Source organism: Arthrobacter sp. NicSoilC5 (assembly GCF_019977395.1).
Classification (GTDB): Bacteria; Actinomycetota; Actinomycetes; order Actinomycetales; family Micrococcaceae; genus Arthrobacter.
The window spans coordinates 566,840-592,121 of record NZ_AP024660.1; the positions used below are offsets into that span (position 1 = coordinate 566,840).

General features: G+C 67.7%; 22 protein-coding genes. 14 read left to right on the top strand and 8 right to left on the bottom strand.

Annotation, left to right across the window (positions count from 1 at the left end; genetic code table 11):
• Position 1 precedes the first annotated feature (1 nt).
• From LDO22_RS02565 to LDO22_RS02580, 4 genes are read left to right on the top strand one after another with little or no spacing between them, the layout of a single operon-like run.
• Complete coding sequence (locus tag LDO22_RS02565) at positions 2–2,179, top strand: glycosyltransferase (RefSeq protein ID WP_224026001.1); 2,178 nt, start codon at positions 2–4, stop codon at positions 2,177–2,179.
• A gap of 27 nt (positions 2,180–2,206) precedes the next feature.
• Complete coding sequence (locus LDO22_RS02570; protein WP_224026002.1) at positions 2,207–2,473, top strand: hypothetical protein; 267 nt, start codon at positions 2,207–2,209, stop codon at positions 2,471–2,473.
• Between the two features lie 41 nt (positions 2,474–2,514).
• Positions 2,515–3,408, top strand: coding sequence for an SMP-30/gluconolactonase/LRE family protein (locus LDO22_RS02575; protein WP_224026003.1), 894 nt, complete (start codon positions 2,515–2,517; stop codon positions 3,406–3,408).
• Between the two features lie 15 nt (positions 3,409–3,423).
• Positions 3,424–4,455, top strand: coding sequence for an aldo/keto reductase (locus tag LDO22_RS02580; RefSeq protein WP_224026004.1), 1,032 nt, complete (start codon positions 3,424–3,426; stop codon positions 4,453–4,455).
• Between the two features lie 28 nt (positions 4,456–4,483).
• Here LDO22_RS02580 and LDO22_RS02585 read toward each other — a convergent pair whose 3' ends face one another.
• Both LDO22_RS02585 and LDO22_RS21750 read right to left on the bottom strand, forming a co-directional pair.
• Positions 4,484–4,729, bottom strand: a complete 246-nt coding sequence (locus LDO22_RS02585) for a hypothetical protein (RefSeq protein WP_224026005.1) — start codon at positions 4,727–4,729, stop codon at positions 4,484–4,486.
• A gap of 16 nt (positions 4,730–4,745) precedes the next feature.
• Positions 4,746–6,179, bottom strand: a complete 1,434-nt coding sequence (locus LDO22_RS21750) for a flotillin family protein (protein WP_263422191.1) — start codon at positions 6,177–6,179, stop codon at positions 4,746–4,748.
• Positions 6,180–6,549: 370 nt separating this feature from the next.
• Here LDO22_RS21750 and LDO22_RS02600 point away from each other — a divergent pair, with 370 nt between their 5' ends.
• The 3 genes from LDO22_RS02600 to LDO22_RS02610 are packed head-to-tail and all read left to right on the top strand — an operon-like array spanning position 6,550 to position 9,329.
• Positions 6,550–7,872 carry an MFS transporter gene (locus tag LDO22_RS02600; protein ID WP_224026006.1) on the top strand — a complete coding sequence of 441 codons (1,323 nt, stop codon included), beginning with the start codon at positions 6,550–6,552 and terminating at the stop codon, positions 7,870–7,872.
• Between the two features lie 6 nt (positions 7,873–7,878).
• Positions 7,879–8,556 (top strand): flavin reductase family protein, encoded by a 678-nt coding sequence (locus LDO22_RS02605; RefSeq protein WP_224026007.1) that lies wholly within the window; start codon positions 7,879–7,881, stop codon positions 8,554–8,556.
• Positions 8,556–9,329 carry an enoyl-CoA hydratase/isomerase family protein gene (locus tag LDO22_RS02610; RefSeq protein ID WP_224026008.1) on the top strand — a complete coding sequence of 258 codons (774 nt, stop codon included), beginning with the start codon at positions 8,556–8,558 and terminating at the stop codon, positions 9,327–9,329. Before LDO22_RS02605 ends, LDO22_RS02610 begins: the two co-directional genes overlap by 1 nt.
• Here LDO22_RS02610 and LDO22_RS02615 read toward each other — a convergent pair.
• Positions 9,274–10,161, bottom strand: coding sequence for an SDR family oxidoreductase (locus tag LDO22_RS02615; RefSeq protein WP_224026009.1), 888 nt, complete (start codon positions 10,159–10,161; stop codon positions 9,274–9,276). The genes LDO22_RS02610 and LDO22_RS02615 overlap by 56 nt on opposite strands.
• A gap of 9 nt (positions 10,162–10,170) precedes the next feature.
• The gene (locus tag LDO22_RS02620; RefSeq protein WP_224027144.1) at positions 10,171–12,789 is read right to left on the bottom strand and encodes an excinuclease ABC subunit UvrA; all 2,619 of its coding nucleotides are present in this window, start codon (positions 12,787–12,789) and stop codon (positions 10,171–10,173) included.
• A 180-nt stretch (positions 12,790–12,969) separates the two neighbouring features.
• On the opposite strand from LDO22_RS02620, the gene LDO22_RS02625 reads away from it, so the two are divergent.
• Entirely contained in the window at positions 12,970–13,794 is an 825-nt protein-coding gene (locus LDO22_RS02625) for a DUF1206 domain-containing protein (protein WP_159632104.1), read from the top strand.
• Between the two features lie 17 nt (positions 13,795–13,811).
• Here LDO22_RS02625 and LDO22_RS02630 read toward each other — a convergent pair whose 3' ends face one another.
• On the bottom strand, positions 13,812–14,582 hold the full coding sequence (locus LDO22_RS02630; RefSeq protein WP_224026010.1) for an MBL fold metallo-hydrolase: 771 nt from the start codon (positions 14,580–14,582) through the stop codon (positions 13,812–13,814).
• A gap of 246 nt (positions 14,583–14,828) precedes the next feature.
• Here LDO22_RS02630 and LDO22_RS02635 point away from each other — a divergent pair, with 246 nt between their 5' ends.
• Positions 14,829–15,572: an SGNH/GDSL hydrolase family protein gene (locus LDO22_RS02635; RefSeq protein WP_159632102.1), complete on the top strand. Its 744-nt coding sequence runs from the start codon at positions 14,829–14,831 to the stop codon at positions 15,570–15,572.
• A gap of 25 nt (positions 15,573–15,597) precedes the next feature.
• On the opposite strand, the gene LDO22_RS02640 is transcribed toward LDO22_RS02635, so the two are convergent.
• Together LDO22_RS02640 and LDO22_RS02645 are read right to left on the bottom strand one after the other, a co-directional pair.
• A complete protein-coding gene (locus LDO22_RS02640) occupies positions 15,598–16,299 on the bottom strand; it encodes an SCO1664 family protein (protein ID WP_159632101.1) in 702 nt (233 codons plus the stop codon).
• Positions 16,300–16,357: 58 nt separating this feature from the next.
• Complete coding sequence (locus LDO22_RS02645) at positions 16,358–16,987, bottom strand: MSMEG_4193 family putative phosphomutase (protein WP_224026011.1); 630 nt, start codon at positions 16,985–16,987, stop codon at positions 16,358–16,360.
• Positions 16,988–17,155: 168 nt separating this feature from the next.
• On the opposite strand from LDO22_RS02645, the gene LDO22_RS02650 reads away from it, so the two are divergent.
• Both LDO22_RS02650 and LDO22_RS02655 read left to right on the top strand, forming a co-directional pair.
• The gene (locus tag LDO22_RS02650; protein WP_159632099.1) at positions 17,156–18,544 is read left to right on the top strand and encodes a sigma 54-interacting transcriptional regulator; all 1,389 of its coding nucleotides are present in this window, start codon (positions 17,156–17,158) and stop codon (positions 18,542–18,544) included.
• A 14-nt stretch (positions 18,545–18,558) separates the two neighbouring features.
• Positions 18,559–20,562: a VWA domain-containing protein gene (locus LDO22_RS02655; RefSeq protein ID WP_224026012.1), complete on the top strand. Its 2,004-nt coding sequence runs from the start codon at positions 18,559–18,561 to the stop codon at positions 20,560–20,562.
• Here LDO22_RS02655 and LDO22_RS02660 read toward each other — a convergent pair.
• Positions 20,559–22,700 carry a glycogen debranching N-terminal domain-containing protein gene (locus LDO22_RS02660; RefSeq protein ID WP_224026013.1) on the bottom strand — a complete coding sequence of 714 codons (2,142 nt, stop codon included), beginning with the start codon at positions 22,698–22,700 and terminating at the stop codon, positions 20,559–20,561. The two genes, LDO22_RS02655 and LDO22_RS02660, sit on opposite strands and share 4 nt — an antisense overlap.
• A 148-nt stretch (positions 22,701–22,848) precedes the next feature.
• On the opposite strand from LDO22_RS02660, the gene LDO22_RS02665 reads away from it, so the two are divergent.
• From LDO22_RS02665 to LDO22_RS02675, 3 genes are all read left to right on the top strand, one after another.
• The gene (locus LDO22_RS02665; RefSeq protein ID WP_159632096.1) at positions 22,849–23,484 is read left to right on the top strand and encodes a dihydrofolate reductase family protein; all 636 of its coding nucleotides are present in this window, start codon (positions 22,849–22,851) and stop codon (positions 23,482–23,484) included.
• A 169-nt stretch (positions 23,485–23,653) separates the two neighbouring features.
• Positions 23,654–24,601, top strand: a complete 948-nt coding sequence (locus LDO22_RS02670; RefSeq protein ID WP_224026014.1) for a 5'-3' exonuclease — start codon at positions 23,654–23,656, stop codon at positions 24,599–24,601.
• A 136-nt stretch (positions 24,602–24,737) separates the two neighbouring features.
• The gene (locus LDO22_RS02675) at positions 24,738–25,253 is read left to right on the top strand and encodes a flavin reductase family protein (RefSeq protein WP_224026015.1); all 516 of its coding nucleotides are present in this window, start codon (positions 24,738–24,740) and stop codon (positions 25,251–25,253) included.
• Positions 25,254–25,282 lie beyond the last annotated feature (29 nt).

Here is a 25,282-nt window from a genome sequence, read left to right on the forward strand (position 1 = left end):
CATGACCCGCCGGAATAAGGGTTCCCGACCCGCCACAAGCAACGTCCCCGCCTCTGTCAGGGCGCATTGGTTTGTCCTTCTCGCCACCCTGATGGCCCTGGGGCTCGCCCTGGCCGTGCAGGGATACATCCACCATCTGGGCGGAGCGCCCGGGGACTCCCTGCCGGCGGACAAAGCCGCAGGCGCCGTCCCCACAACGCTCTCGCACGGCGGTCCCGTGGTGGATTCGCGCGGCGGCTCCGTAACAACCGTCAGTCCGCCGGACCGGACCATCGCCCTGACCTTCGACGACGGCCCGGACCCCGTGTGGACGCCCCGCATCCTGGACGTACTTCGGGAACACCACGTCCACGCCACCTTCTTCGTTGTTGGTTCCGCGGCGGTGGACCACCCGGACCTGGTGCGCCGCATCGTGGCGGAAGGCCACGAAGTGGGCGTCCACACGCTGACCCACACCGACCTTGGCACAGCCCCCGACTGGCGCCGCGAACTGGAGGTGCAGGGCGGCCAGGATGCGATTGTGGGAGTGACGGGCCACGCGGCTTCCCTGCTGCGCCCGCCTTACACCGCCGGCAACAGCGCCATTACGAACGGCATGTGGTCCGCGCTCCACGGAATGGCCGACGAGGGCTACCTCACCGTGCTCAGCAGCCTGGACAGCGAGGACTGGCAGACCCCGGGCACCAAAGCGATCGAAGCCAACCTGACCCCGTCGGGGCCGCAGGGGCAAGTGGTCCTGATGCACGACGGCGGCGGGGACAGGGAACAGACCGTCGCCGCGCTGGACTCCGCCCTGTCGCGCTTCTCCGCGCAGGGGTACAAGGTCACCACGGTCGGGGACGCCGTGGGCGTTGACAGCATGCGCCCCGCATCCAGCGTTGAACAGCTGCGCGGCTCTGCCCTGGTCTGGGGCATCCGCCTCAGCGATTTCGTCGTCTGGGCGATCTCCCTCGGGCTCGTCGCCGCCGGCGTCGTGACCTTCCTCCGTGCCGTCCTGGTCATGTTCTTCGCAGCACGCCATAGCCGTGCGGCACGGCGCCTCCCCGGATCGGGACGTGGCCGGCGCCGCGTCGACGTGATGGTGGGGCCCGTGGTGACTGAACCGGCGACCGTGATTGTCCCGGCCTATAACGAATCCGCCGGAATCGAAGCCGCAGTCCTGTCGATCCTTGCCTCCACGCACCCGGTCGAGGTCATCGTGGTGGACGACGGGTCCACCGACGGGACGGCGGACATCGTGGAGGCCCTCGACCTGCCCGGCGTCACCGTCATCCGCAAAGAGAACGGCGGCAAACCGTCCGCACTGAACGCAGGGATCCAGGCGGCCAGCCACGACCTGGTGGTCATGGTGGACGGTGACACGGTCTTCGAGCCCGATACGGTGCGTGCCCTCATCCAGCCGTTTGCGGATCCCCGGGTGGGGGCAATTTCCGGCAACACCAAGGTGGCCAACCGGGGAGGCATCCTCGGCGCATGGCAGCACATCGAGTACGTCGTGGGGTTCAACCTCGACCGGAGGCTGTTCGACGTCGCCGAATGCATGCCCACCGTCCCCGGGGCCATTGGCGCCTTCCGGATCGAGGCCCTCCGAAACGTCGGGGGCGTCAGCGACGACACGCTCGCCGAGGACACCGACCTGACCATGGCACTGTGCCGGGACGGCTGGCGGGTGGTGTACCAGGAGGACGCACGGGCCTGGACGGAGGCGCCCGCAACCCTCGGCGCCCTGTGGCGACAGCGGTACCGCTGGTGCTACGGCACCCTCCAGGCCATGTGGAAGCACCGGGGTGCCGTGGTGCAGGGAGGTGCTGCGGGCAAGCTTGGCCGGCGTGGACTGGGCTACCTGCTGGTACTGCAGGTGCTGCTTCCCCTGTTCGCGCCCATCGTCGATGTCTTCGCCCTTTACGGCCTGATCTTCCTGGACCCGCTGCGGATCGGGGCGCTGTGGCTGATCTTCCTGGCGGTCCAATTGCTCATGGCCGCCTACGCATTCCGGCTCGACAGGGAACGGCTGGGACCGCTCTGGACACTCCCGCTGCAGCAGTTCGTCTACCGGCAGCTCATGTACCTGGTGGTCATCCAGGCCGTTGTCACGGCAGTTGCCGGCGTCCACCTGCGCTGGCACCGGATGGAGAGGTACGGCAGCCTGCGCGTCCCGCAGACCCAAGGCCAGGGCTAGGGTAAGTTCAGGCCCATGGAATGTGTCGTGATCTACAGCTTGCGCGAGGGCGTGGACAGATCCACCGTCATGGACGTCTATCCCCGCCACAAGGCGTACTACGAGGCTTTCCGGGCCGCCGGGGGAGGACTGCTCGCCCTTGGCCCCTTCCAGTCTCCGGAGCCCGGCCTGAGCTCGATGGGCATCTTCACGTCGTCCGGGGAGGCCGAACGTTTCATTGCCGGTGACCCCTTCGTGACGGAAGGTCTCGCGGACCCTAAGCTGCTCGAATGGAACGCCGTGCACCTGGCGTAGGCGGGCACGGCAGCAAAACTGGACGGCGAAGGGGCTTTCTCATGGGTGACGGACTGACGGCCGGCGTGCTGGAGCGCCTGTACACCGGTACGGTGTGGGCGGAGGGGCCATTGTGGGTGCCGTCGTCGCAGACTGTGCGGTGGAGCGATATCCCCAACGACCGCATTCTCGAGTTCCACCCGGACACCGGGGTGACACAGGAATACGCGACTGGCGTGGAGTTCACCAATGGCCGTACTCTCGACGCCGACGGCAGCGTGGTGCAGTGCAGCCACGGCCGGCGCCGGGTGGAACGCGACCGGGATGGGACCGTCACCGGCCTGGTTGACTCCTTCCAGGGCCGCCGGCTGAATTCGCCCAACGACGTGGTGATTGCCCGCGACGCCGGCATCTGGTTCACGGACCCGCCCTACGGGATCCTTCCGGGAACAAAGGAAGGCCATGAGGGAGAGCAGGAATATGGGGGCTGCCATGTGTTCCGCTTCGACCCGGCCTCCGGAACGCTGACCCCCGTGGTGACCGACCTCGTGCATCCCAACGGACTGGCCTTGTCGCCGGACGAATCTGTCCTCTACGTCGCGGACACCGCCGGCAGCGCCTACGGGGTCCCGCTGCGGATCGCCACCTACGCCGTGCGTGACGGCCACTGCAGCCCCAGGACCGGCACTCTCGAGTTGGAGGACGGCCACCCGGCCGACGGGCTGCGGGTGGACGTCGAGGGACGGATCTGGACCTCGGCCGGCCCCTCCGTGCGGATCTACTCACCGTCCTTCGAACTCCTGGGCACCATCACCGTGCCGGAGACCGTCTCCAACCTGTGCTTTGGCGGACCCGACGGGCAGGACCTCTACCTGACCGCAACCACCAGCCTGTACCGGATCCGCACCACCACCACGGACGCGGCCGCACGCAACCATCCCACCGACCGCAACTGAACGCGAGGACACACCATGCAGCACCGGACCCTGGGCCACAGCGGCGCCGTCGTCACCAGCTTCGCGCTGGGCACCATGACCTTCGGCGCGGAGGCGACCGAGGAAACATCCCATGACATCCTGGACAGCTACTTCGAAGCGGGCGGCAACTTCATCGACACCGCCGACGTCTACAGCTCGGGCGTGTCCGAAGAAATCATCGGCCGCTGGCTGGCCCGGCGGCCCGGCCTGCGGGACACAGCGGTGGTTGCGACCAAGGGGCGTTTTCCCATGGGGACCGCACCAAACGATGTCGGAACATCCCGGCGGCACCTGACCCGCGCCCTGGACGATTCCCTCCGCCGCCTGGGCGTGGAGCAGATCGACCTCTACCAGATGCACGCGTGGGATCCCATCACGCCCGTTGAGGAAACCCTCCGGTTCCTGGAAGATGCCGTGACCCGCGGCAAGATCGCCTACTACGGCTTCTCGAACTTCCTGGGCTGGCAGCTCACCAAGGCTGTCCATGTGGCCCGCAGCCAGGGATGGCACCCGCCCGTCAGCCTGCAGCCGCAATACAGCCTCCTGGTCAGGGACATCGAGTTCGAGATCGTGCCGGCCGCGCTTGACGCCGGGATCGGCCTGCTGCCGTGGTCGCCCCTGGGCGGCGGATGGTTGTCGGGCAAGTACAGGCGTGACCAGAGTCCTTCCGGGGCAACCCGCCTGGGGGAGAACCCCGAACGCGGCATGGAAGCCTGGAAGGCGCGCAACGACAATCCGCGCACATGGACGGTGATCGAAGCTGTGGAAGGCATCGCGGCCTCCCATGGCGTCAGCCCCTCCCAGGTTGCCCTGGCCTGGCTGGCGGACCGGCCTGCCGTAACGTCGGTGATCCTGGGTGCCCGGTCCACGGAACAGCTCGCTGACAACCTGGCGGCCGGCAACCTGAGCCTCAGCGCGGACGAGGTCAGCCGGCTCACCGAGGCCAGCCGGCCCGAGTTAGGGGTGTATCCCTACGGCCCCATGGCCCAGGAGCAGCGCAGCCGCAAAATGGAGGGCGGCAGGTAGCCCATCCGGGAGAGGAAGCCGCCGCGCTTCACTGGGCGTGCTTCAACACGTCCGGCAGCTCCTCCACGTACACCGTTTGCGGCGGGTCGAAATAGATCACCAACACTTCAGCGCCCACCGGATAATCGCTCTTCTTGTCGAACGGGTGGGCGTGGAAGGCCATGGTGCCGCCAAGGTATGGCAGCATGACTTCGCCGATGGTGCCCGGGCCGATGCGCCCGGTTACCCGGCCGATTTTCCCGGTCAGGCTCCGGTCGATGTCCCTGCGTACCATGGCGTGCCCGGAATCCCTACGCGCCCGGCGCCTTGGCCTGGCGCTTGGTGTCTTCACCCTTCCGGAGCGCCGATGCGAGGGCCGGAAGGTAGTCGCCAGCCTGCGCCAGGATTCCGCCCAGCATCTTGTTGACGCCCTCGCCGCCGTTCAGGACGGTCATTTGGCCAACATGCGAGAACGGCTCGGCCGCTGCGGCAATGATGGCCGGCATGTTCTCGGCAAGCTGCTGGGAGATGACCGCGTCCTGGTTGGTACCCAGCGCTTCCGCGCGGGCCTTGATGCCGTCGGCCTCCGCGAGCGCCTTGGCCTTGATCGCTGACGCTGCGGCGTCGCCTTTCGCCCTGGTCGCTGCGGCTTCGGCCTCGCCGGTGACCTTGGTGGCTCCAGCCGCGGCGGCCGCCGCGGTGGCGTTGGCCTGCGCCTGGAGTTCGGTGCGGCGGGCGTTGGCCTGGGCCTCAAGCTCGGTGCGGCGTGCCAGGGCCTCGGCTGCGCTGATGTCCGCCGCCTTCTGGCCCTCTGCGTCGGTGCGTTTGGCGTAGGCTTTCGCGTCCGCAGGTTTCCGGATGCTGGTCTGCAGCTTCTGCTCTTCCCGGTCCGCCTCAAGCTTGGCAACCTCCGTTTCCTGCACCACCACCTGCTGCCGGGCCGTGGCTTCGGCCAGCGGGCCGGCCTGGGCAGCATTCGCCCGGGCACGCTCGGCGTTGGCCTGGGCCACCGACTGCCGGATGGCTGAGACGCTTTGCGCATCCGCGATCAGGGCCGCCGCCTCCGCCTCCTTTTCCGCCGCCTCCCGGTTACGGGTGGCCTCGGCGATCCGGGCTTCCATCTTCACCTGCGCGATATGCGGCTTGGCGATGTTCTGGATATAGCCGGTGGGGTCCTGCAGGTCCTTGATCTGCAGCGAGTCCACCACAAGGCCCAGTTTCTCCATTTCCACGCCGCTGGCGCTGCGGACCTGCGAGGCGAGTTTGTCCCGCTCGCGGATGATCTCCTCGACGGTCATGCTGCCGATGATGGAACGCAGGTGGCCTTCGAAGACGTTGTACACCTGGCTTTCCATCTTTGGTTGCTGGCCCAGGAAGCGGCGGGCGGCATTGGCGATAAAGGGCGGTGCGTCCCCAATCTTGTAAATGACGACCCCCTCCACGATGACCTGGATGCCCTGTGAGGTAACGCAGGAAACCTTGAGTTCAGTTTCATTCAGGGTCAGCGACAGGGGCCGCACGGTCTGGAGGCCGGGAAGGACCAGGGCGCCCTTGCCCGTGACGATTTTGAAATCCATTCCTTCCCTGGTTTCCAGGGTTCCCCGGGTCAGCCCGGAAATGATCAGGGCCTCGTTTGGCTCAGCCACCTTCCACATCAGCTTCGTGGCCACCCAAATGAAACCAACGGCAAACAGCACTCCGAGAATAATGGCGATAAGTGGAAAGAACGGTGCAAAGTCCGGCATGGCCAGGTCCTTTCGACGCCGCAAAACGGCATCACGGTGAAAACCCCAATAAATGCAGCCGTCCAATTACCCGACCAATGAAAGTGCCGTCAATTCCGGTGCACCTGGCCGGCTGTTGTAGACAGTCTGATTGGGCCCCGCCCAAGAGTCCAGAGCGGTGACGATATTTGCCTGCGGCAACGGAATAAGGCGTACGACGGCGGCACCTGGCATCCGCCGCCGGCGGCCGGGAAGCCGTTGACATGGGCAACTACTGCTCGCACGATGGGAAGACGAACCGCAATGCGGGTCCAGCGCCTGGTTTCACTATTCCTTTCCTTGTTGTGCATTCAAGCCGGGCGTTCTACTACATCTGACCAATGGAGTGATGATGAGTATTCAAGGAGTGACCCGGGAGCAGGCCGTCAGGCGCGCCACCGTGGCAAGCGTGGTGGGTACCACCATCGAGTGGTACGACTTCTTCCTCTACGGGACTGCCGCCGCACTGGTGTTTCCCCAGCTGTTCTTCCCGGGCCAGGTGGCCTTTGCCGGTGTGCTGGCCGCCTTCGGCACCCAGTTCGTCGGCTTTGTGGCCAGGCCAATCGGCGCCGCCATATTCGGCCATTTCGGTGACCGGATCGGCCGCAAGACAACACTCATGGCCACGCTGTTCCTGATGGCGTTCGGAACGGTGCTGATCGGCTGCCTTCCGACCTATCAAAGCATCGGCGTGGCCGCGCCGGTCCTGCTGGTAGTCCTCCGCATCATCCAGGGCATCGGCGTGGGCGGTGAATGGGGCGGTTCTGTCCTGCTGAGCATGGAATGGGGCGACCAGAACCGCCGCGGCCTGTCCGCTTCCTGGCCGCAGATCGGGGTGCCGCTGGGCCTGGTCCTGTCCACCGGCGTCGTCAGGATCACCACCGCCGCCACCGGCACTGACGGATTCGCTGCCTACGGCTGGCGGATCCCGTTCATCCTGAGCATCATCCTGATCGGCGTGGGCCTGTTCGTCCGGCTCCGCGTCATCGAGAGCCCGGAGTTCGACGCAGTCCGGAAGTCGAACAAGGTGGTGCGTGCCCCGATCATCGAGGTGATCCGGCGGCAGCCCAAGGAAATCCTCCTCTCCGCCCTGGTCCGCACGTCGGAGCAGGCCCCGTTCTACCTGTTCATTACGTTCGTGATCACCTACGCCACCAAGCAGCTGAAGCTGGACAGCAATTCCATCCTTGATGACACACTGATCGCAGCCGCACTCGGGCTGATCAGTGTTCCCCTCTTCGGGCGCCTGTCAGACCGTTTCGGCCGGCGCCGCGTGTACGGAACCGGCATCGTGCTGACAGCGCTGTTCGCTTTCCCCTATTTTGGGTTGCTCAACACCAGGGACGCCCTGTGGGTTGGTGTTGCCGTCGTGGTCAGCCTGATCCTGCATGACATCCAGTACGGCCCGCAGGCTGCCTTGATCGCCGAAAGTTTTGACACCGACATCCGCTACACGGGCGCCGGCCTGGGGTACCAGCTCGCCAGCGTCGTCGCCGGTGGTCCCGCGCCCCTCATTGCCGCCGCCCTGCTGGCGACCTATGGGAACTCGACGTCGATCTCGCTGTACATCATCCTCTGCTGCGTGATCGCCATGGCCGCCCTCATCTTCCTTCCCAGGGCCAAGGGAGCCCTGGCCAAGGATGCCGCGGCCGCCGCCACGCCAGGACGCCCGTAGGACCGGATGCGAACAGACTTCGATCCGAAACAACTGGGTCCGCGGGACTTCTACAAATTCCTTACGTCAGTAGTGGTTCCGCGGCCCATCGCCTGGGTTTCGAGCACCTCCCCGGCAGGGGTAGACAACCTGGCGCCCCATTCGTTCTTCACGGTTGCCTCAGTGGACCCCCCGATCATTCAGTTCACCTCGGTGGGCGAGAAGGATTCGCTGCGGAACATCGAGGCAACCGGGGAGTTCGTGGTGAACCTCGCCCCGGCAGCGTTGATCCAGGAGGTCAACGCCACCGGGACCAACTTCAGCGCAGATGTGAGCGAATTCGACGCCGCCGGCCTGGCCCGTGAGCCCAGCGCGGCGGTCCGGCCGCCCAGGGTCAAGGAGTCTCCGGCCGTTCTGGAATGCTCGCTTCACCAGACCCTGCGCATGGGTGACTGCGTCCTGGTGTTCGGCCTGGTGGTGCACGCGTCCGTCTCATCCCAGGTGCTCAGCGGTGACCATCCGGACGTGGCCGGGCTTGATCCGCTGTCACGGCTGGGCGGGGACGAATGGGGCATGCTTGGCCCCATCCGTCACTTGCCGCGGATCCGCGCGTCGCAGTGGCCTGGTTCTTTCACCCCGCGGGAGGGGCACATGACTGAGCCTGGCACGGGAGGCATACAAACCCCGGGGGAGGCAGGCTCCTGATGGCCACGGTCAGTGTTGACGGGGCGGAGTCCATTGCCACGATCTCCTTCGGCAGCGGTGGGAGGCTCAATGCCCTGGGGGAGCGGGACTGGGAGGATTTGCGGTGCGCAGTGCACGGCCTGGCCTCCGACCCGACCCTGCGCGCTGTCGTGGTGCGCGGCCGCGGTGGAGTGTTTTGCGCCGGCTCCGACATCCGCGAATGGGACGGGACGTCGGGCACGGACGTTGGCCGGACCTTTGACGTGTTGGAAGCCGCCCTGCAGGCGCTCGAGGACTTGCCCGTCCCAACCCTGGCGGTGGTCGAAGGGGTTGCGGCCGGCGGGGGCTGCCAGCTTGCCCTTGCCTGCGACCTGCAGCTCCTGACCCCCACAGCACGGATGGGGATGCCTGTGGCACGCCTGGGCTTGCTGGTTCCGCCCACCTTCGCCGCCCGTCTGGCACTACGGGTAGGTCCGTCCCGGGCCAAGGACCTTCTCTACACGGGCCGCATGCTGACGGCGCGCCAGGCGTGGGACATGGGGCTGGTCACCACCCTGGCCCCGGACGACAACGCAGACGCTGCGCTCGCTGCGGTCCTCGACCCGTGGAAGGGAGCCTCAGCGGCTTCCTTGAGGGCATCGAAAGCGGCGGTGGATGAGGGCCTGCGCCTCCTGACGGAGGCCGGCCGCCGCGCGCCAAAGGGCCCTGCGGTGGATCCCGTCGAGTTCCCGGACCGGGTCACGGGCTTTCTCCACCGCCGGACCGGGGCGGGTCCGCCGGCTCCACCACCGTGATGTCCAACGGCATCCTGTTTGCCCGCCGCAGGCGGCCGCCCAGCACGTTGCGCAGGCTGTGCGTGACCATCCGCCGCCGGGTCAGGAACCGGAATTCCGCGGCATCTGAGGTCACGAGGTCCAGGATGGGCCGCGCCGCCTCACGCGGGGCCTGCCCCAACAGGCCGACCACCACCTGCAGGCCGGTGAGGCGCTGCCCGTACCCTGCCTGCGCCGTCACACGCCCCAGGAGGTCGGTCTCCACCAGTCCGGGGTTCATGCCGTGCACCCGGACACCGGTGCCTTTGGTTTCCAGCCGCAGGGTCTCCGTGAACTGGCGGACCCACCGCTTGCTTGACGCGTAGGCGTTCTGCAGCGCCACCGGACCCCGGTCGCCCTGGCCGTACAGGTTGACCAGGTCGCCATGGCCCTGGCCCAGGAACACAGGCAAAGCAACCCTGGAGCCGTGGAACGTACCCAGGATGTTGGTGCGCACCACCCGCGTGAAGTCATCGATGGGCGTCGACGCCGTGGGTCCGAAAACCCCCGAGGTGCCGGCGTTGTTGACCCAGATATCCAACGTCCCCCGGGCCAGGGCCTCGTCCCGGAGCGCCGCAACGTCTCCCGGCTCGGCGGTGTCGCAGCGCCTGCCGGACGCCGCGATCCCTTCAGCGCGCAGGCGCTGGACGGCGGCAGCAACGCCGTCGTCCGACCTGGCTGCCAGCACCACCGCCGCGCCGTGCAGGCCCAGGACCCGGGCCATTTCAAACCCCAGCCCGCGCGACGAGCCAGTCACCACCGCCACGCGGCCGCGAAGGACGTCGTGGGCGGGCACCGCCCGTCGGGTACGCATTCCTCTGTCCTACGCCCCCGGGCGCCCGGGGGCAAGGTGCGCCCGCCCCGGGCGGCCCTTGCCGGCGGATGCCGCCTGCAGTGCCGCCGCGAGGTAAGGGGCCGTGCGGCTGCTGCGGGAACGGGCGACGGCGGCCGGGTCACCGGCGGCGACGATCGTACCGCCGGCGTCGCCACCAGCGGGTCCCAGGTCCATGACCCAGTCTGCGTCGGCCACCACGTCCATGGCGTGTTCCACAACGATGACCGTGTTCCCGGCATCGACCAGGCGGTTCAACTGCGCCATCAGGAGCTGGACGTCGGCAGGGTGCAGCCCCGTGGTGGGTTCGTCCAGGAGGTACAGGGTGTGCCCGCGCCGGGCCCGCTGCAGTTCGGTGGCCAGCTTGATCCGCTGCGCCTCGCCGCCGGAAAGTTCGGTGGCGGGCTGGCCCAGCCGGAGGTAGCCCAGGCCCACTTCCTGCAGGGTCTGCAGGGACCGTGCGGCCGCGGGAACCGCGGCCAGGAAACCGGCCGCGGCGTTGACCGTCATGCCCAGTACTTCCGCGATGTTCCTGCCCTGGTAGGTGACCTCGAGGGTCTCGGGGTTGTATCGGGTGCCCCCGCATTCAGGGCACGGGCCGTAACTGCCGGGAAGGAACAGCAGCTCCACGGCCACGAAGCCTTCGCCCTGGCAGGTCTCGCACCGTCCACCGGCCACATTGAAGGAAAAGCGTCCCGGGCCGAACCCCCGGCTCCTGGCGGCATCGGTGGCGGCGAATTCCTTGCGGACGGCATCGAACAGCCCCGTGTAGGTGGCCAGGTTGGACCGCGGCGTGCGCCCGATCGGTTTCTGGTCCACCTTCACCAGGCGGTCGATCCGTTCCAGCCCGGAGACGTGCCCCACGGTCAACGGTCCGCCCTGTTCCTCGACGTCGTCCTCCGGCTCCCCGTCGGGTGCCGCGGTACCGGCTTCACCGGTGCCGCGAAGTGCTGCGCCGGCAACGTCGGCGAGGACCCGGCTGACCAGCGTGGATTTCCCGGAGCCCGAGACGCCCGTGACCGCTGTCAGGACGCCGAGCGGAAAGGCGGCGTCCAGGTCCCGCAGGTTGTGGCGGCTGACGCCCCGCAGTTCCAGCCAGCCGGAGGGTTCCCGCAGGGCATCCCTGCCCGCGCCGTCAGCGGCCGCCCCTGGTTCTTTCGCACCTGTTCCGCCCGGGAAAAGGAACGGACGCGTCACCGACTCCGGCACCTCATCGAGGCCCTGCACGGGCCCGCTGTACAGTACCTCTCCGCCGTCCTCCCCGGCCCTGGGCCCAACATCCACAAGCCAGTCAGCCCGGCGGACCATGTCCATGTTGTGTTCCACCACGAACACGGAGTTTCCCGACGACTTGAGCTGGTCCAGGACCGCCAGGAGAGGTTCGGCGTCCGCCGGGTGCAGACCCGCCGACGGCTCATCCAGCACGTAGATCACGCCGAACAGCCCCGACCTGAGCTGGGTGGCGATCCTGAGGCGCTGCATTTCCCCCGGCGAGAGCGTGGGGGTGGCCCGCCCCAGCGCCAGATACCCCAGGCCCAGTTCCAGCAGCACATTGATGCGCTGGAGGAGGTCGCGGGTGATGGCCACAGCCACCTCATTGGACTCGGAGGACTGCTTGCGGGACGCAGTTCCCGCTGTGGCCAGCCTGGTGGTGGGGCGGATGATGTCCGCGAGTTCGGTCATGGGCACGGCGCTGAGCCCGGCGATGGTCTGCCCTGCGAAGGTCACTGCGAGGGCCTCAGGCCTGAGCCCGGTTCCACTGCATTGCGGGCAGGGCCCGGTTTCCATGAAGCGCAGCACCTTTTCCCGCATGGCGGGGCTTTTGGAGTCGAGCAGGGTGTGCATGACGTAGCTCCTGGCGCTCCAGAAGCGGCCCTTGTACGGTTTGGCCACCCGGTCGCGCTGCGGCGTTACTTCCACCACGGGCTGTTCCTCGGTGAAGAGGATCCAGTCGCGGTCTTTTTTGGGCAGTTGCCGCCAGGGGATGTCCACGTCGTAGCCCAGGTGGGTGAGGATGTCGCGGAGGTTCTTGCCCTGCCACGCGCCGGGCCAGGCCGCAATGGCGCCGTCGCGGATGCTCAGGGACGTGTCCGGAACCAGGGATGCCTCGCTGACGGTGTGGGCGGTGCCCAGGCCGTGGCACTGCGGGCAGGCGCCTGCTGCGGTGTTGGGGGAGAAGGCGTCCGAGTCCAGCGGCGCTGCGCCCTCCGGGTAGCTGCCTGCACGGGAGAACAGCATGCGCAGCGAATTGGACAGCGTGGTGACGGTCCCCACGGTGGACCGGGACGTCGCCGTTCCCCGGCGCTGTTGGAGTGCGACGGCGGGCGGCAGCCCGGTGATCAGGTCCACCTTGGGGTTGTGGCCCTGCTGGATGAGGCGGCGGGCGTAGGGCGCCACCGATTCGAAGAACCGGCGCTGCGCCTCCGCGTAGATGGTGCCGAAGGCCAGGGACGACTTGCCGGAACCGGAAACCCCGGTGAACGCCACGATCGCATCCCGCGGCACATCGACGCTGACGTTTCGCAGGTTGTTTTCGCGGGCGCCGCGCACGCGGACGAAGCCGTTTTCGTCGTGATCCGCGGTGGGGCCGGGGATGTTCAGCTCGGTCAGTTCATCAGCGTTCTGTTTGGCATGCACCGCTTCGACTGTAGTAGCCAACGGTGCGTGGCCGGAACTTTCGGGGATCTGTCGGGACGGCGCGGACGGATTTACACTGAAGCATTCCGCGGCGCGGGCAAGGAAAGCCGGCCGCGGAGCAGGAGATCAACTACATATCTGGAAGGGCCGGCCATGGGCAACGCGTCGCAGGGAGCTAACAGGGCAGTATCCGGGGCGGCCTCGGCGGGCCGCAGCCCGGCGGTACGCGTTCTGGCCCGTACCGGATATGTCTTCATCGGCCTGCTTCATATCCTGATCGGTGCCATTGCCTTGCAGTTGACCAGGGGCCAGGGTGGAGAAGCTGACCAGTCCGGGGCGCTGGGAAGCCTGGCATCCAAGCCGGGGGGCGGGATCCTGCTCTGGGCCGGCACTGTTGCCTGTGCGGCGCTTGCCCTCTGGATGCTCAGCGAGGCTGCTTTTGGGGCGCGCACGGAGACCGACTCCAAGAAGAAACTGAAGAAAGCTGCCGGTGCTGCGGGGAAAGCTGTGATTTTCGCTTTCCTTGCCTTTACCTTCGGCGTCTTTGCCGCAGGGGGCAGCAAGAACTCCAGCCAGTCGGCCAGCGATTTCACCGCAAAGTTGATGGGAGCGCCCGCCGGGGTGGTGCTTCTGGTGGTGCTGGGGCTGGCGGTCATTGCAGGCGGCGTCCTTTACGCCTACCGGGGCGTTTCCAGGAAGTTCATGGAGGACCTGCAGGACCCGGGCAACGCGCGGACCGCCGTGGAATGGCTTGGCATCATCGGTTATGCAGCCAAGGGTGTGGTGCTCGCCGTCGTGGGTGTCCTGGTCATCGTGGCGGCAGTAACCGCCGATCCGTCCAAATCCTCCGGCCTCGACGGCGGCTTGAAGACCCTGGGCGCGCAGCCCTACGGCGGGATCCTCCTCGCCGCCATCGCCGCGGGCCTCATCTGCTACGGCGTGTACTCGATGGCGAGGGCGCGGTACGGGAAGTTCTAGCCGCGGTACGGGAAGTTCTAGCCGCGGTACCCGAGAACCGCCAGCGCTTCCGCCAGCGGGGCGCGCAGGGCAGGTCCGTGGCCCGGAAGGACAACCGGGGATTCCAACCCGGCCAGGTTCTGCAGGGCGGCTTCGGCTGCGGCCGGATCTGCGTGGTACATCGGGTGCAGCATCTGCGGTCCGGAAGTCCGGCTGATCGGGTGGCCGCTGACGAAGCAGTCGCCCACGGCGATGGCACCCGCCCCGGGCAGGTGGATGGCTGCATTGCCTGGCGTATGGCCGGGCACTGGTACGGCAACGGGCCGGCCAGGCAGGGCCCGGAGCCTGTCAGCGTCCCACGCTTCGGCCGCCGGCACTGGCTTGGCACCCAGGGCACCCGCCCTGATGACGTGCACCATCCAGCGGAAGATGCGCGGCTTCCAGGCCCGGCGGATGACCTGGCCGAAGGTGACCTGGTGCTTCTCCTTACCCTGGACGTGGGCCAGCTCCCCGGGGGCGCACAGGACCGGGGTTCCGAATGTTTCGGAGAAGAAGGCGGCAGTGCCCGTGTGGTCCACATGTCCATGCGTGACCAGCAGGGCAAGGGCGTTGGCCGGTTCCAGGCCCAGATGGCGGATCGAGGCAAGGACGTTGCTGCGGTCACCGGGGTAGCCGCTGTCGAGAAGGATGAACCCGGAAGGGTCCCGCACCACGATCCAGTTGGAGGCCGGCCCTTCGGCGAAGTAGACGCCGGGCGCCTGCTCGGAAATTTTGGTTGCGGGATTCCACCCGGTTGCCTGCCGCTGCACGGATACAGCGTAGCCCGCGGCTGCAGTGCAGCCTGGTCGGCGCCGCCCGGCCTGACCCCGGACGGCGGCCACCAGGGTACCTAATGCCCTAAAGGTTCCTGTGCAGTCGCTGTGCATCCTGTTGATCCTGGTCACCTTGGCCCTAAAGTATTCCCACAATTGCCTACGATGGGACACGGACAAGAAGAAAAAACGGCCGGCGGGCAATTCCCCGGCCACCCGGAAATCCAGGCAGGAGGAGGTGCCATGCAGGACAGTGCGCTGCTGCACGGGCATCCCGGTCGGCTGGTGACTGCCGGTGTGGCTGCCCTCCTCCTGGCCGTGACGTCGGGAAGTGCAGCCCGGACCCAGCCCCCGGCCACGGCGGCGCCCCCCGTCCGCGTTGTGGTGGTGGGGGACTCGCTGAGCACCGGTCACGGCACGTCGCCGCAGCAGGCGTGGCCGGCGTTGATGCGGACGGACCCGGAGGTGGCGGGCCTTGAGGTGGTCAACGCAGCCGAGGATGGAAGCGGCTACCTCAGCCTGGGCGACTACAACGGAACCTTCGGCACGCAGGTGGATGATTACGTCACCCCTGACACCGGGATCGTGGTTTTCTTCGGCTCGGAAAACGACCTCGGCTACGCCTCTGCCGACGTCGGCGACGCGGCCCTCGCCGCCATGGACAGGGCAGAAGCCCTTGCCCCGGACGCCAGGATCATTGTGGTGGGGCCGCCTTCGTACACCACGGACCCTGACCCCGGGCTCCTGGATATCAGCGACCAACTCAGGACTGCCACTGCGCGGGCGGGCGGTGAGTACGTGGACCCGATCGCCGAGGGGTGGATCAGCGATGACTTTGATGACCTGATTGGCCCGGACGGCGACCATCCCACAGTGCTTGGGCAGCACTACCTGCTGGACCACATCGGCGCGTACCTTGAGCAGGCGGCGCCGGCGGCCGCGGCTGCGCTGGAAGGGCGCCAGGACCCGCGCAGGCCCGCCGCCTGAACCTAAACACCCGGACCTGGGGCGCCTAGATCAGCGGCCAGGGATAGCGCCGGCCGGTGTGGTCAACGGGCAGCACCATCTCCTGCAGCATCCGCTGGACCCTGCGTTGCAGGGCAACCACCTCGGCGGGATGGAGCAGCGCTGCCACGTCAGCCGGAACAGTGTCCGCCAGGGGACTGATGTCCGCCAGCAGGTTGTCCGGGATCGGCTCGCCGGCGAAGTCCCAGATCACCGTGCGCAGCTTGAAGGCGGCGGAAAAGCACAGGCCGTGGTCAATGCCCCAGATGCGGCCGTCCGCTCCGCGCAGGACATGCCCGCTTTTGCGGTCCGTGTTGTTGGCCACGTAGTCGAACAGGGCCATCCGGGCCAGTTCGTCGTGGGTTTCCGGGGAGTCAGCGTACAGGGTGAAGTAGTGTTCCTCGTGGTCGCCCTCGATGAACCACTGCAGCGACCCCACTCCAAGCGGGGCATCCGTGCGGACCACCGTGGGCGGCACCATTCCCCAGCCCAGCGCTTCGCTCAGCAGGTACGCGGCGCGCTCCCGGCGGTACAGGCCGGCGTCGAAATCCGCCAGGGGCCGCTCTCCTGCCTCCGGCTTGTAGACGGCCCAGGCGGAATCGTCACCGCAGGAGAGCTCCGCGAGGAACGTGGCATTGCTGCCGCTCATGATGCGGCCCAGCAGCTCCACGCGGCCCTCGGTGAGGAGGGTCAGCTCCCGCCCGGACACCGCATGCCCCGTGCCGCCGCGTCCCGCGGCCAGTCGTTCCGTGCCGGACCGGATGGCATCACGGCGCCCTCAGCCCGCTCAGGGGCTCCGACATCGAATTCACCGTGAGCACCGCCGGCGCCTGGCCGTCCGCATAGGAGATCACCGAGACCGACGCCGGGCTGATCATGATCCGCTGGAAAAGGTCCAGGTGGGTGCCCAGCGCGTGTGCCACGGCCGCCTTAATGGGATCGGCATGGGAGAAACAGACCACGACGCCACCATGGTGGGCGGCCCGGAGATCCTCCAGCGTCCCGACCATCCGCGCCTGCATTCCGGAAAAGCCCTCGCCGTTGGGGAAGCGGAACGCCGACGGGTTGTGCTGGACAGTCTGCCACTCCGGCAGGCCCGCAAGCCCGGCGAGCGCGGCGCCGGTCCAGTCACCGAAATCGCATTCCAAAAGCCCGGCTTCTTCCGTGACCGTCCGGCCGGTGCGGGCGGCCGTGGGCTCCGCTGTCTCCCGTGCCCGCTCCAGGGGTGACGAATAGAGCGCGTCGACGGGCAGGCCCGCAAGGCGTTCGGCAACAGCTTCAGCCTGCGTGCGGCCGCGCCCGGAAAGATGCAGGCCCGGGGCCCGCCCCGGCAGGACGGTGCCGGTGGTGGGGGTCTCGCCGTGCCGCACCAGGAGGATTAATGTGCTCTGTGTCATTGGGTCTAAGCGTAGCCGCGAGGGGGCCCCGTGCCGAGCCTGCGAGGCGCGGGGAGCGGCAAGCGGTAGCCGCGAGGGGGCCCCGTGCCGAGCCTGCGAGGCCCGGGGTCCCACAGGAATCTGGAGGAATCTATCGATTAGCCGCAAGGCGGGGCTTACCGTAGAGGAGTGACTGATCGCCCCGATATCTACACCGTTGGTGAACTGCGTGCGGCAGGATACGTCCACAAGGACCTAAGGCACGAAATCCGCGACAACCTCCTCGCCGCCCTTGCTGCCGGACGTGACCCCTGGCCGGGCCTGTACGGCTTCAGCCGGACGGTGATTCCGCAGCTCGAGCGGGCCCTGCTCGCCGGCCATGACGTTGTCCTGCTGGGTGAGCGCGGGCAAGGCAAAACCCGCCTGCTCCGTACCCTGGCCGGACTGCTGGACGAGTGGTCGCCGGTGATCGAGGATTCGGAGCTGAACGAGCATCCCTTTGACCCGATCACCGAACAGTCCCGTGCCCGGGCACTGACGGAGGGGGACCGGCTGCGGGTGGCCTGGCGGCACCGTTCGGAGCGCTACGTGGAGAAGCTCGCCACCCCGGACACGTCGGTCGCTGACCTGATTGGTGACGTGGATCCGATGCGGGTGGCCGAGGGACGCCGCCTGGGGGACCCGGAAACCATCCACTACGGGCTGATCCCACGCTCCAACCGCGGCATCATCGCCATCAACGAGCTCCCGGACCTGGCTGAACGCATCCAGGTGGCCATGCTCAACGTCATGGAGGAACGGGACATCCAGATCCGCGGCTACGTGCTGCGGCTCCCGCTCGACGTGCTGGTGGTGGCATCAGCAAACCCGGAGGACTACACCAACCGCGGGCGCATCATCACCCCGCTGAAGGACCGCTTCGGTGCGGAGATCCGGACCCACTACCCCATCGAACTGGAAGACGAAGTAGCGGTCATCCGGCAGGAGGGCCGGCTCGTTGCGGACGTCCCCCCGTTCATCCTGGAGATCCTAGCAAGGTATACCCGGGCGCTGCGGGAGTCGCCCGCCATCAACCAGACGTCCGGCGTTTCGGCCCGGTTCGCCATCGCCGGGGCGGAGACGGTGGCCGCGGCGGCACTGCGGCGGGCCAGCCTGCGGGGGGAGGAGCAGGCGGTGGCCCGCATCATCGACCTGGAGCCAGCAGTGGAGGTGCTGACGGGCAAGATCGAGTTCGAATCCGGCGAGGAAGGGCGGGAGCAGGGTGTCCTTGACCACCTCCTGCGCACCGCCACTGCGGAAGCTGTCCGCGCGCACTTCCAGGGTCTGGACATGGGTCCGCTCGTGGCCGCCCTGGATGGGCACCGGACCGTCACCACGGGTGAACAGGTCACGGCGCAGGAGTTCCTGGGCAACCTCCCGTCGCTGAACGGCTCGGGGCTGTACGACGAAATCGGGCGGCGCCTGGGCGCGGCGAATGACGGACAGCTCGCCGCCGCCGTCGAACTGGCCCTTGAAGGGCTGTACCTGGGCCGCCGGATCTCCAAGGAATCCGACGACGAGGAAACCATCTACGGCTAGGCTCAGGAGGCACCATGGCCATCCACAAGCGGTCCGCCAAGTACGGCCGGTATACCGGCGGCCCGGACCCGCTCGCCCCGCCGGTCGACCTGGCCGAGGCGCTTGACGCCGTCGCCGAAGACGTCATGGCCGGCTACTCGCCCCGCCACGCCCTGCAGGAATTCCTGCGGCGCGGCGGCCGGAACCGGGACGGCCTGGATGACCTTGCCCGGCGCGTCCAGCATCGGCGCCGCGGCCTGCTCAGCCGGCACCGGCTGGACGGCACCCTGGACGAAGTAAAGAAGCTCCTGGACACCGCGGTGCTGGAGGAGCGCAAGCAACTGGCGCGGGACGCCATGATGGACAACACCGACCGTGCCTTCCGGGAGATGCAGCTGCAGAACCTCCCACCCTCCACGGCTGCGGCGGTCAATGAGCTGGCGTCCTACGATTGGCAATCGAGCGCAGCACGTGAGGCCTACGAACACATCAAGGACCTGCTGGGCCGGGAAGTCCTTGAGCAGCGCTTCGCCGGCATGAAGCAGGCGCTGGAGAGCGCCACCGATGAGGACCGGCAGGCAGTGAATGACATGCTCCGGGACCTGAACGAACTACTGGGCAAGCACCGGCGCGGGGAGGACACCGACGCCGACTTCCAGGACTTCATGGCCAAACACGGCCAGTTCTTTCCGGAGAACCCGGAGTCGGTGGAGGAGCTGGTGGACGCCCTCGCCCAGCGCGCCGCCGCCGCCCAGCGGCTCCTGCAGTCGATGTCCCCGGAGCAGCGCGGTGAGCTGATGCGGCTCTCCGCCCAGGCCTTCGGCTCGCCCGAACTGATGGCCCAGCTCAGCGAACTCGACGCCACCCTCCAGGCCCTCCGCCCGGGGGAGGACTGGACAGGCTCGGAACGGTTTGAAGGGCAGGAAGGCCTGGGACTGGGGGACGGCACCGGGGTGTTGCAGGACATCGCCGAACTCGACGAACTGTCCGAACAGCTCTCCCAGTCCTACAACGGCTCCCGCCTTGATGACCTGGACCTGGACGCGCTCACCCGCCAGCTTGGCGAAAACGCGGCCGTAAGTGCGCGTACCCTCGCGGAGATCGAGCGGGCCATGCAGGACGGCGGCTACCTGCGGCGTGGCGCCGACGGCGACCTCAGGCTGTCCCCGCAGGCCATGCGGCGGCTTGGGAAGTCCCTGCTCCGTGATGCTGCCAGGCAGTTGTCCGGCCGGCAGGGAAGCAGGGACACCAGGATGGCCGGGGCCGCAGGAGAACAGACGGGCTCGAGCCGGCAGTGGGAGTTCGGGGACGCCGAGCCGTGGGACGTCACCCGCACCATGACCAACGCCATCCGGCGCACCATGGCCGACGGCGGTGACCCGGCCCGGGGACTGCGCCTCGCCGTCGGCGACATCGAAGTATCGGAAACGGAGGCCCGCACGCAGGCCGCCGTGGCCCTTTTGGTGGACGTGTCCTTCTCCATGGCTGCAGAAGGACGATGGGTTCCCATGAAGCGGACCGCGCTCGCACTGCACCACCTGGTGTCCACCCGCTTCCGCGGTGACCGGCTGGAGCTGATCACCTTCGGCCGCTACGCGCAGGCCATGGACATCGGAGAACTCACGGCGCTGCCCGCCCTCCGCGAACAGGGAACCAACCTGCACCACGGCCTGCTGCTGGCCGGCCGCTTCTTCCGCCGGCACCCGTCCATGCAGCCCGTCCTGCTGGTGGTCACGGACGGCGAACCCACGGCGCACCTCCTGCCCGACGGGGACTCCTGGTTCAACTGGCCGCCGGACGCCGAGACCATCCGCGCCACGGTTGCCGAACTGGACCGCCTTGGCCGCGCCGGCGTCCAGGCCACCTTTTTCCGCCTGGGCAACGACCCCGGCCTGGAGCGGTTCATCCAGCGGTTGGCCCAGCGCGTGGACGGCCGGGTTGTGGCGCCCGAAGTGGGCGGCCTTGGAGCTGCCGTGGTGGGGGAGTACCTGCGCGCCCACGTCCGCAGCGCCTACGCCGACGGCGACTGGGATGTTTAGCTTTTGGCGTCCAGTCCGGCCTGGGAGATGAGCTCGGTCAGCCAGGGCCGGTGTTCGCGGTGGAACGTCAGGCCCTCCGGCAAGCCCTGCACCGCAGGTTCGCCGTCTTTGATGTCGATGGTGATCCGGCCTCCGGCCAGGGGAGCGTTGGTGATGTGCAGGTTCCCGTAGGACTGGGGCAGCGCCGGATCCATCCAAAAACCACCACGGGAGACGTGGGCGTCGTACCGCATCAGGCAGGTGATCAGCATGATCGGCGCGGTGGCCGCCCAGGCTTGAGGGGAGCAGGCCGTGGGGTAGGGCACCGGCTCGGCTACCTGCTCGCGGCTGAAGCCACAGAACAACTCCGGCAGCCGGCCGCCGGAAAAATCCGCGGCTTCGAGCAGGGCGCTGGCGATTCTCTGCGCCTCCTCGACGAATCCGTACCGCATCAGTCCGGCCGCAATAATGGCATTGTCATGCGGCCAGACTGAACCGTTGTGGTAGCTGGCCGGGTTGTAGGCCCCCATATTTGAGGCCAGGGTCCGGACACCCCAGCCACTGAACATCTCCGGCGACATCAGCCGTTCAGCCACCAGCGGCACCTTGTCATCGTCAACGATCCCGTGCCACATGCACTGCCCCATATTCGAGGCGCAGGCATCAACCGGCCGCTTGCGGCCGTCCAGGGCAACGGCGAAGTAGCCACGTTCCGGCAGCCAGAATTCCTCATTGAACCTTTTCTTCAACTGCGCCGCCTCGGCGGTGAGCCGGGCAGCCAACGGCGCGTCCCCGGCGTCGTACGCCATCCATGCCCGGGACAGCAGCGCTGAGTAGACCAGAGCCTGCACCTCGCAAAGCGCGATGGGCGGCTCGGCAATGGTTCCGTCCGCGAAATTGATCCCGTCCCAGGAGTCCTTCCACCCCTGGTTGATAAGGCCCTGGTCGTTGAGGCGCTGGTACTCAACGAACCCGTCGCCGTCCTTGTCGCCGTAGGTCCGGACCCAGTCCAGGGCCCGGTCGGCGTTGGGCAGGAGGGCGGCTATGGCGTCCTTTCCGAACCCCCAGCGGCTGACCGATGCCAGGGTCATCACAAACTGCGGGGTGGCGTCCACGCTGCCGTAGTAGATGGATTTGCCGCCAAGCGCCAGCCCGGAGGACACGCCCAACCGGACTTCGTGCAGGATCTTCCCGGGTTCCTCCTCGCTCATCGGGTCCACTACCTTGCCCTGCCGGTCCGCCAGCGTCTGCAGGGTGCCCAATGCCAGGGACGGGTCCACGGGCAGGGCCATCTCCGAAGCCCACAGCGAATCACGCCCGAACAGGGTCATGAACCATGGGGCACCGGCCGCCACCACTATCCGTTCCGGATGCTCAGGGTCCTCGATCCGGAGCGCGCCGAGGTCGTCATAGCTGCGCCGCAGCGTGCGTTCAATGGACCGGTTCGCCATCTGCAGCCTGGGGATTTTGGCAACCCATTCCTGGTGCCTCCGGTCACTCGGTGACACCCCGTGCCCGGCGGGGCGCGTAACGTTGTGCTGCCCTGCCGGTGCCACGCTCAACCGCGTGCTCCACTGGCCGTATCCGGGAACCACGGCGCGGTATGTGAGTGCGCCGGCGGAGGCGACGGCGCCGCGTCCCCTGACCAGGACAGCTTTCCGCAGGTCCTGCCAGGCCGCGCTGATAATCAGGGAATCGCCGTCGGCTCCGCGGGTGACGTCCCACCGCCGCTGGACCCTCGCCTCCTTCACCTCGAACAGATCGGCGAAGTCCGAATCGACACCGACGGAGATGCTGCATTCAACGGGGTTGCCGGAATAGTTGCGGATCGTAATCTCCTCAACCACTCCGGCCGCCACTTCCCGCAGCCGCTCCACGATCAAGGGGCTGTCCGCATACCCGTCTGCCCGGGGAACGCGGCCGATGAACAGTGCCCGGTAGGGTTCCTTCGTCTCCGCCGCCAACGGCTCAAGGGGCTGGCCGTTCACCGTCATGCTCCACCCCGACAGGATGCGGGTGTCCTCATGGAAGACGCCGTGGGGCAGGTCCGGGTGGATATCACCATTGGCTGCGGAGATACAAAAACATGAGCCTTCGACCAGGGTCACGGTCCCTGCGCCCACAGGCCCCGCCGCTGTGTCTGCATTCCATCCAGCCATGTCCGCTCCTTAGACGGCTACGACGGTTCCGGCGCAATAGACGCTACGCCTGCGGCAGGGCTGATGAAAGGGCCGGACCCTTGTACCTCCGCCCTGGCGGGCATAGCATTGCCGCCAAATCAACGCCGATCAGTCCAAGGAGCCGGCCATGGGCGCCACACCTGCCGAACCGTCCCAGGCACCCCTGATGGTGGACCTGATCATTTCGCTGGACGGTTACGCCTCCGCAGAGGGCTGGCCCGGGTGGTGGGGACTGGAGGGGCCCGAATACCTTGCCTGGCTGGACCAGGAATCGGCGAACAACTACACCTTCCTCCTGGGCGCGAATACGTACCGGCTGATGTACGGCATGTCTGCGCAGGCCGCGGCGAACCGGTCCGGTTTTTCCGAGGAGGAGGGCGCCAGCCTCACGGGGCTGTCCGCAGTACCGAAAATCGTGTTCTCTTCCTCGCTGCAGTCTCCCCTGGACTGGCCGAACTCGACCCTGGTAACCGGGGACGCGGTTGATGCGGTCCGCGAGCTGAAGCGCAGGGGAACGGGACCCCTGAGTACCTTGGGCAGCATCAGCCTGGCACGGTCGTTGCTGGTGGCGGGCCTCGTGGACCGGTTCCGGCTGGTGGTCTTCCCCGTCATTACCGGCGCCACCGGGCGGGAGCGGATCTTCGACGGATATCCCGACGTCCGGCTGGACATGGTGCAGAGCAGGACGTTTGACGGCAGGCTCCAGCTGCTGGAGTACGTTCCCACGGTACTCACCGGCCCGCCCGGCACCGGGCAACCGTGACCGGCGCCCTTGGCACCCCGACGTCCGGCTGAACCGTACGCAGCATGTCCGGTTCGAGCAGGCAGGCCGGGGCCTCCCGGGACTGGGAATCCCTGCCCAGTCCTTCCAGGCGCCACGGCGGAGATCGCGGCTACTGCCCGGGTGGCCATTTCCGTGTGAGGATCGAGGTATGCCCCAGCGCCTCATGCTGCTCGACACTGCCTCCTTGTACTTCCGCGCCTTCTACGGCCTGCCGGACACCATCCGCCGCCCGGACGGCACTCCGGTCAATGCCGTCCGCGGTCTGCTGGACATGATTGCCCGGCTCAGTACCGACTACGCGGCCACCCACCTGGTGGCCTGCTGGGACGATGACTGGCGGCCGCAGTGGCGGGTGGACCTGATCCCCACCTACAAAGCCCACCGGGTGGCGCAGGCGGTCCCCGGCGGCACCGACGTCGAAGTGGTGCCTGAGGGCCTGGAAGCGCAGCTGCCTATGATCCGCCGCGTGCTGGAGCTGGCCGGCATCGCCATTGTGGGAAGAGCGGAACATGAGGCCGACGACGTCGTGGGCACCTACGCCAGCCAGGCAGGCCTTCCCGTGGACGTCGTTACGGGCGACCGGGATCTGTTCCAGGTCTGCGACGACGACCGGAAGGTCCGGGTGATCTACACAGCCCGCGGCATGAAGAACCTCGAAGTCATCACCGAAGAAACCGTCGTGGCCAAGTACAAGGTCCTCCCGCAGCAGTACGCCGATTACGCCACGCTGCGCGGCGACGCCTCCGACGGCTTGCCCGGCGTGGCCGGGATCGGCGAGAAGACGGCGGCATCCCTGCTGCTCAAGTACGGCACCCTGGAACGGCTGCTGGCTGCTGCGGAAGACGACGACGGCGGCGTGTCCGGTCCCGTCCGGGCCAAACTCTCCGCCGCTGCCGCGTACCTCGAAGCAGCTCCCGCCGTCGTCCGCCTGGTGCGCGACCTCGAGCTGCCCACCCTTGAGCAGGCGGGCGCCCTGCTGCAGCCGGTGACGGGTGACCGGCGCGCCGAACTTGAGCGGCTGGCCATCGACTGGAACCTCGGCGGCTCCGTCCGCCGGCTGCTCGCCGCGCTGGACCAGCGGGCGCAGCCGGCATAACGGCCCGGAACCGATGACGCCGGATGTACGGCCGTGACCTTTCGTTGCGGTACGCGTCTGCGTGTTTCGGGCGGCTTGAGCGGCCCGGCCGGCTGGTGGTTTGGTGAGGTAACGATCCAGACGAGAGGGCCACTCCATGACAGTCACTTCAGATCTCGCTCCCCGCCGGCTTCGGGATATCTTCGGAACATTCGCCAGCGGCCTGACCGTGGTCACCGGTTCCACCCCCGGAGGGCCCGTGGGTTTCACCTGCCAGTCCTTTGCCTCCCTGTCGCTGGAACCGGCGCTCGTGACCTTCAGCCCGGCACGCACATCGAGCACGTGGCCGGTGCTGCGGAGGGCCGGTTCCTTCACCGTCAACATCCTCCCCGCGGAACACCAGCACCTCGCCGGACAGTTTGCCCGCCCGGGAACGGACAGGTTCGCGGGAGTCGCCCACACCCCCTCGCCGCTGGGGAATCCGGTCCTGGAGAACGCGCTCGCCTGGATCGACTGCGACCTCCATGCAGAGTACGACGGCGGTGACCACACCATTGTGGTGGCTGCCGTGCGGCACCTCCACGCGCGGGGCGACGCCGAGCCCCTGCTGTTCTTCAAGGGCCGGTACGCCGGACTCGCGCCGGCCGGGCACCTGCTCGAAGCGGCAGGCTGACTGCTGCTCCGCCTCCCCGGCCCCTCCCA

Bases quoted from the DNA above. Each gene is read 5' to 3' on its own strand.
- LDO22_RS02675 (WP_224026015.1), top strand. From the start codon at position 24,738: ATGACAGTCACTTCAGATCTCGCTCCCCGCCGGCTTCGGGATATCTTC.
- LDO22_RS02575 (WP_224026003.1), top strand. From the start codon at position 2,515: ATGGGTGACGGACTGACGGCCGGCGTGCTGGAGCGCCTGTACACCGGT.
- LDO22_RS02655 (WP_224026012.1), top strand. From the start codon at position 18,559: ATGGCCATCCACAAGCGGTCCGCCAAGTACGGCCGGTATACCGGCGGC.
- LDO22_RS02565 (WP_224026001.1), top strand. From the start codon at position 2: ATGACCCGCCGGAATAAGGGTTCCCGACCCGCCACAAGCAACGTCCCC.
- LDO22_RS02665 (WP_159632096.1), top strand. From the start codon at position 22,849: ATGGGCGCCACACCTGCCGAACCGTCCCAGGCACCCCTGATGGTGGAC.
- LDO22_RS21750 (WP_263422191.1), bottom strand. From the start codon at position 6,179: ATGCCGGACTTTGCACCGTTCTTTCCACTTATCGCCATTATTCTCGGA.
- LDO22_RS02645 (WP_224026011.1), bottom strand. From the start codon at position 16,987: ATGACACAGAGCACATTAATCCTCCTGGTGCGGCACGGCGAGACCCCC.
- LDO22_RS02660 (WP_224026013.1), bottom strand. From the start codon at position 22,700: ATGGCTGGATGGAATGCAGACACAGCGGCGGGGCCTGTGGGCGCAGGG.
- LDO22_RS02600 (WP_224026006.1), top strand. From the start codon at position 6,550: ATGAGTATTCAAGGAGTGACCCGGGAGCAGGCCGTCAGGCGCGCCACC.
- LDO22_RS02610 (WP_224026008.1), top strand. From the start codon at position 8,556: ATGGCCACGGTCAGTGTTGACGGGGCGGAGTCCATTGCCACGATCTCC.
- LDO22_RS02670 (WP_224026014.1), top strand. From the start codon at position 23,654: ATGCCCCAGCGCCTCATGCTGCTCGACACTGCCTCCTTGTACTTCCGC.
- LDO22_RS02625 (WP_159632104.1), top strand. From the start codon at position 12,970: ATGGGCAACGCGTCGCAGGGAGCTAACAGGGCAGTATCCGGGGCGGCC.
- LDO22_RS02585 (WP_224026005.1), bottom strand. From the start codon at position 4,729: ATGGTACGCAGGGACATCGACCGGAGCCTGACCGGGAAAATCGGCCGG.
- LDO22_RS02635 (WP_159632102.1), top strand. From the start codon at position 14,829: ATGCAGGACAGTGCGCTGCTGCACGGGCATCCCGGTCGGCTGGTGACT.
- LDO22_RS02605 (WP_224026007.1), top strand. From the start codon at position 7,879: ATGCGAACAGACTTCGATCCGAAACAACTGGGTCCGCGGGACTTCTAC.
- LDO22_RS02615 (WP_224026009.1), bottom strand. From the start codon at position 10,161: ATGCGTACCCGACGGGCGGTGCCCGCCCACGACGTCCTTCGCGGCCGC.
- LDO22_RS02580 (WP_224026004.1), top strand. From the start codon at position 3,424: ATGCAGCACCGGACCCTGGGCCACAGCGGCGCCGTCGTCACCAGCTTC.